This window comes from Mesobacillus maritimus (genome assembly GCF_044803185.1).
GTDB lineage: Bacteria > Bacillota > Bacilli > Bacillales > Cytobacillaceae > Mesobacillus_B > Mesobacillus_B maritimus_B.
The window spans coordinates 284016-299129 of record NZ_CP085225.1; the positions used below are offsets into that span (position 1 = coordinate 284016).

The window sequence follows — 15114 nt, forward strand, 5'->3', positions numbered from 1 at the left end:
CATTTTTCTTTTTAAAAGCAAAATAGTTTGAGAAAAGAGCTTACCGAAAAGATGAAAGGGTTGAATCTATGGACCTTCAAACCGCAGAAAAAAGAGTAACTGAGCTGCATAATCTCTTGAATCAATATGGCTATGAATATTATGTCCTTGATAAACCATCTGTTCCAGATGCTGAATATGATAAATTACTACAGGAATTAATGGAGCTTGAAACACAATTCCCAGAATTGAGGACACCCGACTCTCCGACACAGCGTGTAGGTGGGGAGATTCTTGATATGTTTAATAAAGTTGAACATCAATCACAGATGCTCAGCCTAGGAAATGCTTTTAATGACCAAGATTTGCGGGACTTTGACCGTCGAGTTCGTCAAGCTGTAGGAGATGACGTTTCTTATGTTTGTGAATTAAAAATAGATGGTCTAGCCGTTTCCCTTCGTTATGAAAATGGGGTATTTACGCTTGGCGCGACCCGAGGAGATGGAACCATTGGCGAGGATATTACGTCAAATTTACGGACAATCCGCTCCATTCCTCTACGCCTAAACGAGCCCGTAACTCTCGAGGTCCGTGGCGAGGCGTTCATGCCCAAACGTTCCTTTAAGGCATTGAACAAGGCGAAATCCGAGAAAGGCGAGGAGCCATTTGCGAACCCACGCAATGCGGCGGCAGGATCATTGCGCCAGCTTGACCCGAAAATTGCAGCCTCAAGAAATCTGGACATCTTTTTATATGCGATTGCTGAGCTCGGAGAAATTGGGGTTTCTTCACATAGCGGTGGTTTGGATTATCTTGAAACATTGGGATTTAAAACAAACCCTGAACGACGTAAAGCAGCAAATATTGAAGAGGTCATCGATTTCATCGGTGGTTGGGTCGAAAAACGCCCGCATCTACCATATGAGATTGATGGGATTGTAATCAAAGTAGATTCGCTTGAGCAACAACGCCAACTTGGTACAACAGCAAAAAGTCCTCGCTGGGCGATTGCTTATAAATTTCCTGCCGAGGAAGTCATCACGACCTTGAAGGATATTGAATTAAATGTTGGGCGCACAGGAGTGATAACGCCGACAGCCATTCTTGAACCTGTTCAGGTCGCAGGAACAACGGTTCAACGAGCTTCTCTTCATAACGAAGATTTGATTCGTGAAAAGGATATAAAAATTGGTGACCAGGTTGTGGTCAAAAAAGCGGGCGATATCATCCCAGAAGTCGTGAACGTCCTGGCTGACAGGCGTACTGGTGATGAAGTGGAATTTAAAATGCCCACTCATTGCCCAGAATGTGAAAGTGAGCTTGTCCGCATTGAAGGCGAGGTAGCGCTACGCTGCATCAATCCAAAATGCCCAGCGCAAATCAGGGAAGGATTAATCCATTTCGTTTCACGGACGGCCATGAATATTGACGGCCTTGGTGAAAAGGTAATCTCCCAACTATTTGCTGAGAAGCTGATTGAGGATGTCGCTGACTTGTACAAGCTGACGAAGGAGCAGTTGCTCGGACTTGAACGGATGGGCGAGAAATCCGCCAATAACCTTTTGAATGCTATCGAAGCATCAAAGACGAACTCATTAGAGAAACTTGTCTTTGGTCTAGGTATCCGCCTTGTCGGGGCAAAGGCCGCTAAAACACTGGCCCAAGAATTTGGAACAATGGATCGTTTAATGGAAGCATCATTAGAAGACCTAGTTGCCATCAATGAGATTGGCGATAAAATGGCGGACTCTGTTGTCACTTTTTTTGAAAGTGAAGAAGTCCGAGAGTTGGTATCAGAATTAAAAGCAGAAGGTCTTAACATGGAATACAAAGGTCCAAGGCCTGTTGCCGCGGAAGAGTCTGATTCCTTCTTTGCAGGTAAAACAGTTGTGCTAACAGGTAAGCTTGAACAAATGGGCCGAAATGAAGCGAAAGAGAAGATTGAGGCTCTAGGCGGCAATGTCGCCGGAAGTGTCAGTAAGAAAACCCACCTAGTGGTTGCGGGTGCCGATGCTGGATCTAAGCTTGCTAAAGCCGAGAGCCTTGGAATCGAAGTGTGGGATGAAGAGAGGCTGCTTGAGGAATTGAAGAAATAGACTAAAGCATGCTTTGATAAAAAAATAATGTTTGGTCGATAAAATGAGGTGGAAACGGCATGAATAAATTCTTTACGATAATCGCTGTTTCTGTAGTCCTGCTCCTCACAGCTTGTGCGCCTAATTTTCAAAAAGAAGATAAAATCGTTCAAGAAGAGGACGCGGAAACCAATGAAAAAGCGATTATTCCTAAATATAAAATATCGGATGACTATTACCGGACTTTTATGCCTTTTGAACCAGGGGAAGCACGTGGTTTGGTCGTAAATAATCTAAATACTCGTTATGATATTCATGAGTTTGAAACAGGTTTGTTGCGAATTGCGCAAAATACCTTTGATACAAACAAATTTGTTTTTAAAGAAGGGCAGTACCTTGATAGCAGTACGGTTAGTTCTTGGCTGAATCGTAAATACACAGAAGCACAGTTAAAAGAGCGGAATTTAAAAGAAGAGAACAATCTTGGATTAAACCCGGTTGATCCTGGGACTGGGGATATAGATACCCGTAACGAGGAAAATCCCATCTACCTCGCTCACATCCTTGAGCATAATTATCTTGAGGAAGTTGGCGGGAAAGAAGGAACCTATAAGCTCGGTGGAGTAGTTATTGGTCTTGCGATGAATTCCATTCATTATTATCAAAAAGAAGCATATGGAGCAACGTATGAGACAGATATTCCGAAGTCAGAGTTGGTAGCAGAAGGAAAGAAAATTGCTTCAGAAGTCATTAAACGACTAAGGAAGATGGATGAATTAAAGGATGTTCCAATTACCATCGCCATGTTTGAACAGAAAAGCAGGTCGTCCGTTGTCCCAGGGAACTTTTTTGCCTTTGCAGAAGTGGGGAAGGGAAGCAGTGAAATTGGCAGCTGGCAGGATGTAAAGGAAAAGTATGTTTTATTCCCTTCTGACACGGCCTTGCAAAATCACCGTGAAGACATGACCTGGTTCCAGAACTTTAAGCAAGATGTGGAAGAGTTTTTCCCGAATTATAACGGTGTCGTCGGCAAAGGCTTTTATCTCGATGATCAATTGCAAACTTTAACGATCAGCATTCCTATCCAATTTTATGGGAAATCTGAAGCAATTGGATTCACGCAATATGTAACGGGATTAGTAATGGAACACTTCCCCGATTATATCGCTGTCGAGGTTAATGTATCCTCAGTCTACGGACAAGAAGCCGTAATCGTAAGGAGTCCTAACCAAGACGAACCATTTGTACATGTATATCAATAAAGTGAAAGAGCCTGACTTTTTGTTGGGCTCTTTGTTTTTTCTGAAAAAGGTATTTTTTAATTATTTTTAAAAAGTACATAGAAGTACTCAGTGAATAGAAAGGTGATTTTGCGTGAATAGAACCCAAGATGACGTAAATAGAAATGGCTCGTGAGAATAGAAAGGTGATTCGCGTGAATAGGAGGGTGAAATACGAGAATAGAAGGTTAGATTTCGTGAATAGGAGGGTGAAACGCGAGAATAGAAGGCAAGTTTTCGTGAATAGAACCCCAAATGACGTGAATAGAAATGGCTGGTGAGAATAGAAGGCAAGTTTTCGTGAATAGAACCCTAAATGACGTGAATAGAAATGGATGGTGAGAATAGAAAGGTGATTCGCGTGAATAGGAGGGTGAAACGCGAGAATAGAAGGCAAGTTTTCGTGAATAGAACCCCAAATGAAGTGAATAGAAATGGCTCGTGAGAATAGAAAGGTGATTCGCGTGAATAGGAGGGTGAAACGCGAGAATAGAAGGCAAGTTTTCGTGAATAGAACCCCAAATGAAGTGAATAGAAATGGCTCGTAAGAATAGAAAGGGAATTCGCGTGAATAGGAGGGCAGAACGCGAGAATAGAAGGCAAGTTTTCGTGAATAGAACCCCGAATGACGTGAATAGAAGAGCCAACGCAAGAATAGAACCCTAATATCCACGAAAGTAATAATCCAATTTCAACAATAAACAAGAATAATTCCTATTTTGTTCATACTTTTACATATATTAGTGCAGGTGGACATCAATCTAAGGTCGAACTTTCCATAGTGAAAAAAAGGAGGTTAATATTTTGATTGTTAAACCAAGAGGTGTGCCAATTACCATTCAGAAATTACAAGCTATACTTCACCGCCTGCCAGAATCTCATCCGTCCCGTCCCGAGATTGAACAAGAATACTCGCGGAGAAAGGCGGGATATAAAGGAGAACTTGAGATTGACTATTTTATTAGTCTGCTGCCGGAAGAAGATTACCTCATCTTTTGTGCTATTCGTTTACCGTACGGATCTAACTATTTTCAGATAGATACACTCCTTCTTTCCCCGCAATTTGCCCTTCTCATAGAGACTAAGAATCTAGCTGGAGATCTATTTTTTAATCCGGAATCCAATCAACTAATAAAAACTGTTAATGGAAAGGAAGAAATAATGCCTGACCCGTTATTACAGGTTAAGCGGCAAAAGTATCAATTCAAGCGGTGGCTATCACAGGTATTACCGAACAATCTACCCTTGGAACATATAGTGGCAAACAGTAATCAGACAGCCAAGTTAAGAACCATTCCTGGAGCAGAGTCGATTTTCAAAGAAGTAATGGTTGGTGGAAATCTTTTATTTAGAATTTCTGAGATGGAAGCTATTCATAAAAAGAAACATTTGACTCCAGCTCAACTCGAAAAGGTGAAAGAAAGTTTACTTAACGACCACCAGCCGCTTATTCAAGATATACTAAGTCAATATTCCATTAAAAGACAAGATATCAAAACTGGTGTTAGGTGTCCGAAATGCAATCATATTGGAATGAGTTGGATTGGGGGAGTGTGGAATTGTTCTAAATGTGAACATCGCTCAAAAACAGCTCACCTAAACACGATAAAAGACCATGTTCTTCTTTATAATACCCCGTTTAAAAACTCTCAAATTCGTGAGTTTCTCAATATTCCTTCTGTGCAAACTACCTACAGATTTTTATCCAAGGCCAATCTCCCCTCCACCGGCCAAAACAAACACCGTACCTATCACCTAGAACTTACGGATTAAAAATTATTCCAAAATTGCCCCCTTTGAAACGAGAATTTGTCCCATGCTACACTAAAAGTGGGGAAATGGAAACGTTTTAAACAACAGGAGGGGATCAAGTGGTTCAGCCTTATAGACACGAACCTTTTACAGATTTTACGATTGATGAAAATCGGAAAGCTTACTTGGAAGGCTTAAAGACTGTTGAAGGGTATTTAGGCGAGGATTATGATCTTTTAATTGGTGGAGAACGGGTGACAACGGAGAAAAAAATAGTTTCCTATAATCCTGCAAAAAAGAATGAAATAATTGGCCGGGTTTCTCAGGCAAATAGAGACCTAGCGGAGACGGCGATGCAGGAGGCTCTAGAAGCCTTTAAAACTTGGAGAAAAACGAAGCCAGAATTGCGTGCGGATATCTTGTTTAAGGCAGCTGCGATTATTCGCCGTCGAAAGCATGAATTTTCCGCGTTACTAACAAAAGAAGCCGGAAAGCCTTGGCGTGAGGCTGATGCCGATACGGCTGAGGCAATCGATTTCCTTGAGTATTACGCAAGGCAAATGTTAAAGCTCAAGGACGGTGTCAAAATCCAAAGTCGTCCTAATGAATATAACCGTTATAACTACATTCCCCTTGGAGTTGGAGTGATTATCCCTCCTTGGAACTTTCCGTTTGCGATTATGGCAGGAACCACCGTGGCTGCAATTGTTTCGGGTAATACTGTTCTTTTAAAACCTGCATCAAATACGCCTATCATAGCAGCCAAATTTGTTGAGGTCCTTCAAGAAGCTGGTCTTCCAAAGGGAGTACTCAACTTTATTCCTGGGAGTGGTTCGGAAATTGGCGACTATCTAGTTGACCATAAAAACACTCGATTTATCTCATTTACTGGCTCACGTGATGTCGGGGTTCGTATCAATGAGCGTGCCTCCAAAGTTCAAGAAGGACAGATTTGGCTAAAGCGTGTGATTGCTGAAATGGGTGGAAAAGACACAATCGTAGTAGATGATGAAGCAGATTTGGAATTAGCGGTGCAATCAATCGTCGCGTCCGCATTTGGCTTTGCTGGTCAAAAATGTTCGGCATGCTCCAGAGCCATTGTAGTTGAAGGGGTCTATGATCAGGTATTACACCGTGTTATTGAATTAACAAAAGCACTAAATGTTGGCGACCCGACCAAAGTCACCAATTTCATGGGACCGGTTATTGACCAGAGTGCCTACGAAAAAATTATGGACTACATTGAGATAGGGAAAAGCGAAGGGAGACTCGTTGTCGGTGGAAAAGGCGACCAATCAACAGGGTACTTTATTGAACCAACTGTTTTTGCGGATTTAACGCCAGATTGCCGTCTTATGCAAGAAGAAATATTCGGGCCGGTTGTTGGTTTTACAAAAGCCAAGAGCTTTGAAGAGGCGATACAAATGGCCAACCAAACTGACTATGGTTTAACTGGAGCCGTTATCACGCGAAACCGTGAGAAAATACAAATGGCCCGCGAAGACTTTCATGTGGGGAATTTATACTTTAACCGAGGTTGTACCGGGGCTATTGTTGGTTACCAACCCTTTGGAGGATTTAATATGTCTGGTACGGATTCAAAGGCAGGAGGACCAGATTATCTTCTCCTTCATATGCAAGCACAGACCACCTCGGAAACGTATTAATAGTAGAAAAGAGGGCTGTTGGGGAATATCCTCAACAGCTTTTCTTTTATCAGAAATTTATTAAAATATTGAATGATTAACAAAATTAAAATATAATGGTAGTTATATTTAAAAAATTCTGTCACTATACCTTCCACTGGTCCGCTAAAAAAAGAGCGTCTTTGGAAGATAGGTTCTTAACTACTTCCAGGTACTCAGAAAGGAATCGGGCTACGTCCCATCATCCTAGATAGGATTGAGGAAATGACACTTAATCTATCAAAATAGTACCCCCTTTCACCTAAAAGGGTACTTGCCCTCGACTATTTGACTCTTTTACTCATACTTAATCATTACTATTTTTATGAAAGGCGTGTTGTTATGAAGAAAATTAATAAGGTTTTAGTAGCGAATCGTGGTGAAATTGCCATCCGGGTGTTCCGAGCGTGTACAGAGTTGCATATTCGCACGGTAGCTATTTACTCAAAGGAAGATTTAGGAGCTTATCATCGTTATAAGGCGGATGAAGCATATCTTGTTGGGGAAGGCAAAAAGCCGATTGATGCCTATTTGGATATCGAAGACATTATTCGAATTGCTAAACAGGCCCAAGTGGACGCCATTCATCCTGGCTATGGATTTCTTTCTGAGAACATTGAGTTTGCGCGAAGATGTGATGAAGAGGGAATCATCTTTATTGGTCCTAAAACAAAGCATTTAGACATGTTTGGCGACAAAGTCAAAGCTAGAACGCAGGCACAAATGGCTGATATTCCTGTTATCCCAGGAACGGACGGACCGGTTTCCTCTGTGGATGAGGTCATTTCCTTTGGTGCTCAACATGGTTTCCCAATTATCATTAAAGCTTCACTCGGTGGCGGTGGCCGAGGAATGCGTATCGTAAACAAAATTGAAGACGTCAAGGAAGCATATGCTCGTGCAAAGTCAGAAGCCAAGGCTGCTTTCGGCAACGATGAAGTGTATGTTGAAAAATTAGTGCAAAATCCAAAGCATATTGAGGTTCAAATTTTAGGAGATCATGAGGGCAATATTGTCCACCTTTATGAGCGCGATTGTTCTGTTCAACGCCGCCACCAAAAGGTGGTTGAAGTGGCTCCGTGTGTATCTTTGCCTGAGAATTTACGGAATGAAATTTGTGCTGCAGCCGTTAAACTAATGAAGAATGTTGACTACTTAAATGCCGGAACAGTGGAGTTCCTTGTGTCTGGAAATGAATTTTTCTTTATCGAAGTAAATCCACGTGTTCAGGTCGAGCATACGATTACGGAAATGGTTACTGGAATTGACATTGTTCAATCTCAAGTTTTAATTGCGCAAGGACATGCGTTACACAGTGGAAAGGTCGGCATACCAGAGCAAAAAGATATCTTTACACATGGCTATGCCATCCAATCGCGTGTGACCACAGAAGATCCATTGAATGACTTTATGCCAGATACAGGTAAAATTATGGCGTACCGTTCTGGTGGTGGCTTCGGAGTTCGTTTAGATGCAGGAAATGGCTACCAGGGTGCGGTTATTACCCCTTATTACGACTCGCTTCTTGTAAAAGTGTCTACACATGCAATGACATTTGAGCAAGCGGCTTCTAAAATGCTAAGAAATTTAAAAGAGTTCCGGATTCGCGGAATCAAGACGAATATCCCGTTCCTTGAAAATGTAATGCTTCATGAGAAGTTTATTACTGGGAATTATGATACATCCTTTATCGATACGACTCCGGAACTGTTTATTTTTCCTAAGCGAAAAGACCGTGGAACCAAATTGCTTAACTACATTGGAAATGTTTCGATTAACGGCTTCCCAGGGATTGAAAAGAAGAAAAAGCCTGTTTATGATGAGCTCTACATTCCAAAGGTTGAAACCTTAGATCCTGCGCCAGCAGGGACAAAGCAAATTTTAGATGAAAAAGGGGCAAGGGGACTTGCAGAATGGGTGAAATCGCGCCAAGAAGTGCTATTAACAGATACGACCTTCCGTGATGCGCATCAATCCTTACTTGCTACTCGTGTACGGACAAATGATTTAACCCAAATTGCTGAGCCAACATCGAAGTTGCTACCTGATTTATTTTCACTTGAAATGTGGGGTGGGGCAACGTTTGATGTTTCCTACCGATTCTTAAGTGAGGACCCGTGGAAGCGGCTGATTACATTACGACAGCAAATTCCGAATGTGCTGTTCCAGATGCTTCTTCGTGCATCGAACGCTGTAGGATATAAAAATTATCCAGACAATGTCATCTATGAGTTCGTCAAACAGTCAGCAGATGCCGGAATTGACGTATTCCGTATATTCGACAGCTTAAACTGGGTGAAAGGGATGGAGACAGCCATTGATGCGGTACGCCAAACAGGCAAAATTGCTGAGGCTGCTATCTGTTATACAGGGGACATCGATGATCCAGCTCGTCCAAAATACAACATCCAGTATTATAAAGACATGGCAAAAGAGCTTGAAAATCAAGGCGCGCATATTTTAGCTATTAAGGATATGGCAGGGTTGTTAAAACCACAGTCGGCCTACAGGTTAATCTCAGAGTTAAAAGATACTGTTGATCTTCCGATTCACCTTCATATGCATGATACGAGCGGGAATGGTATTTACACTTATGCAAAGGCGATTGATGCGGGCGTAGATATCGTCGATGTCGCTGCTAGCTCAATGGCTGGAATGACGTCGCAACCAAGTGCAAACTCCCTTTATTATGCGCTAAAAGGCACCGAGCGTGAGCCAGCTTTAAATATTGACAACCTAGAACAAGTCACAAAATATTGGGAAGGTGTCCGGAAATATTATCAGGATTTTGAAAGCGGCATGATTGCTCCACATCCTGAGGTCTACCAGCATGAAATGCCTGGTGGGCAATATAGTAATCTGCAGCAACAGGCAAAAGCTGTGGGTCTTGGTGAACGCTGGGAAGAAGTAAAAGATATGTATAAGCGCGTTAATCTAATGTTCGGCGATATTGTAAAGGTAACCCCATCGTCAAAAGTGGTCGGAGATATGGCTTTATTTATGGTTCAAAATGATTTAACAGAACAAGACGTCCTAGAGAAGGGAGATAAGATTGACTTCCCTGACTCTGTCATCGAAATGTTTGAAGGATATTTAGGGCAGCCGGCAGGAGGTTTCCCTAAGGAACTTCAAAAGGTCATTTTAAAAGGCAAGCAGCCAATTACGGTCCGACCTGGGGAGCTTCTTGAGGATGTTGATTTTACCGCACTCCGAAATCAGCTTTATCAAGAGCTTGGTCGTCAAGTAACAGACCATGATGTTATCACTTATGCCTTGTATCCGAAGGTATTCCAGGATTACACAAAGAAAATCGAAGAATTTGGTGATGTATCTAAGCTTGATACACTAACGTTCTTCTATGGGATGAGTTTGGGAGAAGAAATTGAGGTTGAAATCGAAACAGGGAAGACCTTAATTGTAAAATTAGTTTCAATCGGTCAGGCCCATGCCGACGGTACCCGTATTGTTTATTTTGAATTGAACGGGCAACAGCGGGAAATTGTCATCAAGGATGAGAGTGTGAAATCCTCTGTTACTTCTAAAATTAAAGCAGATCCTAAAAATGAGCAGCATATTGCTGGTACAATGCCTGGAACAGTCATTAAAGTACTCGTTGAAAAAGGTGAAAGTGTCAATCAAGGAGATCATTTAATCATTACAGAGGCAATGAAAATGGAAACAACGATTCAGGCACCTTTTTCTGGTGTAGTAAAAGATATTTACGTCCAAGGTGGAGATTCGATCTCACCTGGAGATCTGCTTATAGAGGTGGATAAACAAGCTCAAGCGGAGGCAGGAACATCGTCTTCCTTGAACCAAGATGTACTAAGTACACTTTAAAAGTTTTATAGATAGCCAAAAAAAAGCGTGTAAGGGACTCCCTTATGCGCTTTTTTTATTGCCGAATAGCATGATATCAACGATTAAAGTTTTCCCCTAATTGAAAATTGTTTCCCTAATCCAAACAATTGTCGAATGAATATTCAAAAAAATTACCGTAAAACCGTTGCATTTTAATTTCGCTGTTATATAATACAAATAGTTAAACGATTCACTGTAGTATAACAACACGAACTTGCTAATCAGTTGGTTAATTCAAACAGAGACCTTCAGACGTTTCTGTATTTTAACCAAGATTAATAGAATTATATTTTGTTAGGAGGAATTATTGATGACAGATTTAAGAGCAAAGCAGTTACAAGAAAGCTGGGAAATGGATGCACGTTGGAAAGGAATTGAAAGGCCTTATTCAGCTGAAGAGGTTATTAAATTACGAGGATCAATTGACATTGAATATACATTAGCGCGTCGTGGTGCAGAGAAGCTATGGAAGCTTGTGAACGAAGAGGACTTCGTAAACGCACTTGGCGCTTTAACAGGAAATCAGGCTGTTCAGCAGGTGAAAGCTGGGCTGAAGGCCATTTACTTAAGTGGGTGGCAGGTAGCTGCCGATGCAAACCTCTCAGGAAATATGTATCCAGACCAAAGCTTATATCCAGCAAACAGTGTTCCATCTGTAGTAAAGCGAATCAACCAAGCACTTCAACGTGCTGACCAAATCACCCATTCTGAGGGAGACGATTCCATCGACTGGTTCGCTCCAATCGTGGCTGATGCTGAAGCAGGCTTCGGGGGTCAGTTGAACGTTTTCGAATTAATGAAAGGGATGATTGAGGCAGGAGCAGCAGGCGTCCACTTTGAAGATCAGCTTTCTTCTGAAAAGAAATGTGGTCACCTTGGTGGAAAAGTATTGCTTCCAACTCAAACAGCGGTTCGTAACTTAATCTCTGCCCGCCTTGCGGCTGATGTAATGGGAACCCCAACACTTGTTGTTGCACGTACAGATGCCAATGCAGCAGACTTAATCACTAGCGATGTGGATCCAATTGATGCACCATTTATCACTGGCGAGCGTACTCCTGAAGGCTTCTTCCGCACAAAAGCTGGTCTTGATCAGGCAATTGCTCGCGGGCTAGCATATGCACCATATGCAGACTTAATCTGGTGTGAGACTTCTGAACCAAGTCTTGATGAAGCAAAACGTTTTGCTGAAGCCATCCATGAGAAGTTCCCTGGTAAACTTCTTGCTTATAACTGTTCTCCTTCATTCAACTGGAAGAAGAAATTGGATGATGAAACCATTGAAAAGTTCCAAAGAGAGCTTGGGAAAATGGGTTACAAGTTCCAATTCGTTACACTTGCAGGTTTCCATGCACTAAATCACAGCATGTTTGAATTGGCTCGTGGCTACAAGGATCATGGAATGGCTGCTTACTCTAAGCTTCAGCAAGCTGAGTTTGATAGCGAGCAATATGGCTATACTGCAACAAGACATCAGCGTGAAGTTGGAACAGGTTATTTTGATCAAGTAGCTATGACCATCACTGGCGGAACCTCTTCAACAACCGCCCTTAAAGGCTCAACAGAAGAAGAGCAATTCTCGACTTCTTCTAAGTAATATTCTCGTCTGATTTAACTGTTTTACCATCACTACGTTGTGTTGATTTTCACCTATATATCTCCTTTTTGCCTTCTCCAGATTGGAGAAGGTTTTTTTTCTTCTTTTATAGGTTAAAATTAGGAAGCAAGGGGAGGGTTAGAGACTCCTATAAATCAGATTCTTTGAAGTAGAGTGCTTGAACAGCGAAAAGATGTTAAGTAAGGGCCTAAAATAGAGTGAAGGTAGGGGAAACCCGCTTCATAAAGCGAATGAACCCGGAATCCAGCTGAGAATGACGCCAAACCCCGCTTCATAAGGGGAATGAACCCGGAATCCAGCTGAGAATCCCGCCGAACCCCGCTTCATAAAGCAGATGAGACCAAAATGTTTGGATTAGGATCTGGGGAAGGAGCACATTCGGGCGGTGACTCGAGTTGAACCTGATTAGTTGAAGGTTCGCACCTTTTTCGTTTATCGTCATAAATAATTAGGAGATATTAGGGGGTGATCAATATGGGTAAGCAAAATCTAGATGATATCCTGCAGCAGGGGATTCATGGAGCGAAGCAAACAAAACCAGACGAAAGACGGAAATTCCTCGGAACAATCCGTGAGAGGGTTGTCGTCGCACTAACAAAAGCTGAGGTTAGAAAAAAGCAAATTGAACCTGAGTTTAAACAACTTTTAGAAAGTAACAAAGGTGCCCAGATTTATCTAAATGGGAATATGAATTATAGTTTTTATTCGAAATACATTACGTTAGCAGATGGAATGAAGATGCCCTATAAAATTGTTACCAATAAAGAGCATGACTCTGAGTACGGTCTTGTATTAGCGTATGATTATGCGATTGATAAAGAAGATATAACTTTATCAAAGAAGCCGAATCTAAAACTAGACGGTGTACTCAATGAGAATGAAGGTACTGGTATCTTTTCCAAAGTGAAAACACTGTTTAGCAAAAGATAAGAGTAGACCTCTCCCTGGCCTAGCGAACGATGCCGGGGATATTTTTTTAAAACGTAAAGAAGTTCAAAGTAAATAGTGAGAATAAGGCTGATTATATTGCTTTAGTGCGGAAAAGTCTGCTATTATCATTATTATTGCGTATTGTGCGAATATTCAAGGAGGTGGCATTTTATGTCAAGAATTTCAACGGATCAAGTAAAACATGTTGCGCATCTAGCGAGGTTAGCGATAACAGAGGAAGAGGCAAGTCGTTTCACTCAGCAGCTAGATAAAATTATTACATATGCCGAGCAGTTAAATGAAGTAGACACGGAAAATGTAGAGCCGACTTCTCATGTCCTCGAAATTAAGAATGTTATGAGAGAAGATGTTGCAAAGCCAGGCCTTCCAAATGAAGAAGTATTGAAAAATGCTCCAGATCATCAGGATGGTCAAATAAAAGTACCACCGATTATTGAGTAAGGAGGAGGAGCCATGAGTTTATTTGATCAGAAGGTATCAGATCTTCACGAACTATTACATAAAAAAGAAATCACGGTTACAGACCTTGTTGAGACTTCCTATAAGCGAATCAACGAGGTAGAGGGGAAGGTCCAGGCCTTTTTAGCACTAGATGAAGAAAATGCTCGTGCTAAGGCAAAGGCATTAGATGAAAAAATTGGACAAACGGATGAAAAGGGTCTTTTATTTGGGATGCCAATTGGGATTAAGGATAATATCGTGACCAAGAATTTGCGGACAACCTGTGCGAGTAAAATTCTTGAAAACTTTGACCCTATTTATGATGCGACAGTTATGGGGAAATTGCATCAGGCTGAAACCGTAACAATCGGAAAGCTGAATATGGATGAGTTTGCAATGGGTTCTTCAACAGAAAACTCAGGCTTCAAAGATACACGGAATCCGTGGAATCTTGACCGCGTTCCTGGCGGCTCTTCGGGTGGTTCAGCTGCATCTGTTGCTGCTGGTGAAGTATTATTTTCATTAGGATCTGATACAGGAGGATCCATCCGTCAGCCGGCATCGTTCTGTGGGGTAGTCGGAATGAAGCCAACATACGGGCTTGTTTCCCGCTTCGGACTTGTTGCCTTTGCGTCCTCTCTAGATCAAATTGGACCGGTGACAAGAACGGTGGAGGATAACGCTTATCTTTTAAAAGCGATTGCTGGCCATGATGAAATGGACTCTACCTCCGCAAATGTCGCCGTTCCGGATTATGTGAAGGCTCTGACAGGTGATATAAAGGGCTTGAAAATTGCCGTTCCGCAAGAATACATTGGTGAAGGGGTCAACGAGGAAGTTAAACAATCTGTCCTTGATGCCCTAAAGGTGTTGGAGAAGCTAGGCGCTACTTGGGAAGAAGTATCACTCCCTCATTCGAAATATGCATTATCAACTTATTATTTATTATCCTCTTCTGAGGCATCGGCGAACCTTTCCCGTTTTGACGGAGTTCGCTATGGCTATCGTACGCCGGATGCGCAGAATTTATTGGATATGTATAAAATGACACGTGAGCAAGGCTTCGGAGATGAGGTCAAACGTCGGATTATGCTCGGAACCTTTGCGTTAAGCTCAGGCTATTATGATGCCTACTATAAAAAGGCGCAAAAGGTACGTACCCTAATCAAAAAGGATTTTGAAGATATTTTTCAAAAGTATGACGTGATTATTGGACCAACAACTCCAACTCCTGCTTTTAAAATTGGCGAAAATCTTGCAGATCCAATGACGATGTATGTAAATGATATTTTAACGATTCCGGTCAACCTTGCTGGTGTACCGGGAATCTCTGTTCCATGTGGATTTGCTGATGGACTTCCATTAGGGCTACAGATTATTGGGAAGCATTTTGATGAAAGCCTAGTCTATAAAGTAGCGCATGCATTTGAACAAGCAACAGACTATCATAAACAAAAACCACAATTGTAAGG

8 protein-coding genes and 1 pseudogene are annotated in these 15114 nt (G+C 41.8%); all 9 read left to right on the forward strand.

Annotated elements, in window-relative coordinates; all coding sequences use genetic code 11:
* The first annotated feature begins 68 nt into the window (after nucleotides 1–68).
* Nucleotides 69–2075: an NAD-dependent DNA ligase LigA gene (gene ligA, locus LG336_RS01510; protein WP_404330819.1), complete on the forward strand. Its 2007-nt coding sequence runs from the start codon at nucleotides 69–71 to the stop codon at nucleotides 2073–2075.
* 59 nt (nucleotides 2076–2134) lie between these two features.
* On the forward strand, nucleotides 2135–3316 hold the full coding sequence (locus tag LG336_RS01515; RefSeq protein ID WP_404330820.1) for a CamS family sex pheromone protein: 1182 nt from the start codon (nucleotides 2135–2137) through the stop codon (nucleotides 3314–3316).
* Between the two features lie 822 nt (nucleotides 3317–4138).
* Nucleotides 4139–5107 (forward strand): nuclease-related domain-containing protein, encoded by a 969-nt coding sequence (locus LG336_RS01520; protein WP_404330821.1) that lies wholly within the window; start codon nucleotides 4139–4141, stop codon nucleotides 5105–5107.
* Between the two features lie 98 nt (nucleotides 5108–5205).
* Nucleotides 5206–6753, forward strand: coding sequence for an L-glutamate gamma-semialdehyde dehydrogenase (gene pruA / locus LG336_RS01525; protein ID WP_404330822.1), 1548 nt, complete (start codon nucleotides 5206–5208; stop codon nucleotides 6751–6753).
* A gap of 360 nt (nucleotides 6754–7113) precedes the next feature.
* Nucleotides 7114–10548 (forward strand): annotated as a pseudogene (gene pyc, locus LG336_RS01530) (pyruvate carboxylase); the annotation flags it as partial.
* A gap of 394 nt (nucleotides 10549–10942) precedes the next feature.
* Nucleotides 10943–12229: an isocitrate lyase gene (gene aceA, locus LG336_RS01535; protein ID WP_404330823.1), complete on the forward strand. Its 1287-nt coding sequence runs from the start codon at nucleotides 10943–10945 to the stop codon at nucleotides 12227–12229.
* A 495-nt stretch (nucleotides 12230–12724) separates the two neighbouring features.
* Nucleotides 12725–13180 (forward strand): YueI family protein, encoded by a 456-nt coding sequence (locus tag LG336_RS01540; RefSeq protein ID WP_404330824.1) that lies wholly within the window; start codon nucleotides 12725–12727, stop codon nucleotides 13178–13180.
* 171 nt (nucleotides 13181–13351) lie between these two features.
* A complete protein-coding gene (gene gatC, locus LG336_RS01545) occupies nucleotides 13352–13642 on the forward strand; it encodes an Asp-tRNA(Asn)/Glu-tRNA(Gln) amidotransferase subunit GatC (protein ID WP_404330825.1) in 291 nt (96 codons plus the stop codon).
* Nucleotides 13643–13654: 12 nt separating this feature from the next.
* The gene (gatA, locus tag LG336_RS01550; protein ID WP_404330826.1) at nucleotides 13655–15112 is read left to right on the forward strand and encodes an Asp-tRNA(Asn)/Glu-tRNA(Gln) amidotransferase subunit GatA; all 1458 of its coding nucleotides are present in this window, start codon (nucleotides 13655–13657) and stop codon (nucleotides 15110–15112) included.
* The last annotated feature ends 2 nt before the right edge of the window (nucleotides 15113–15114 follow it).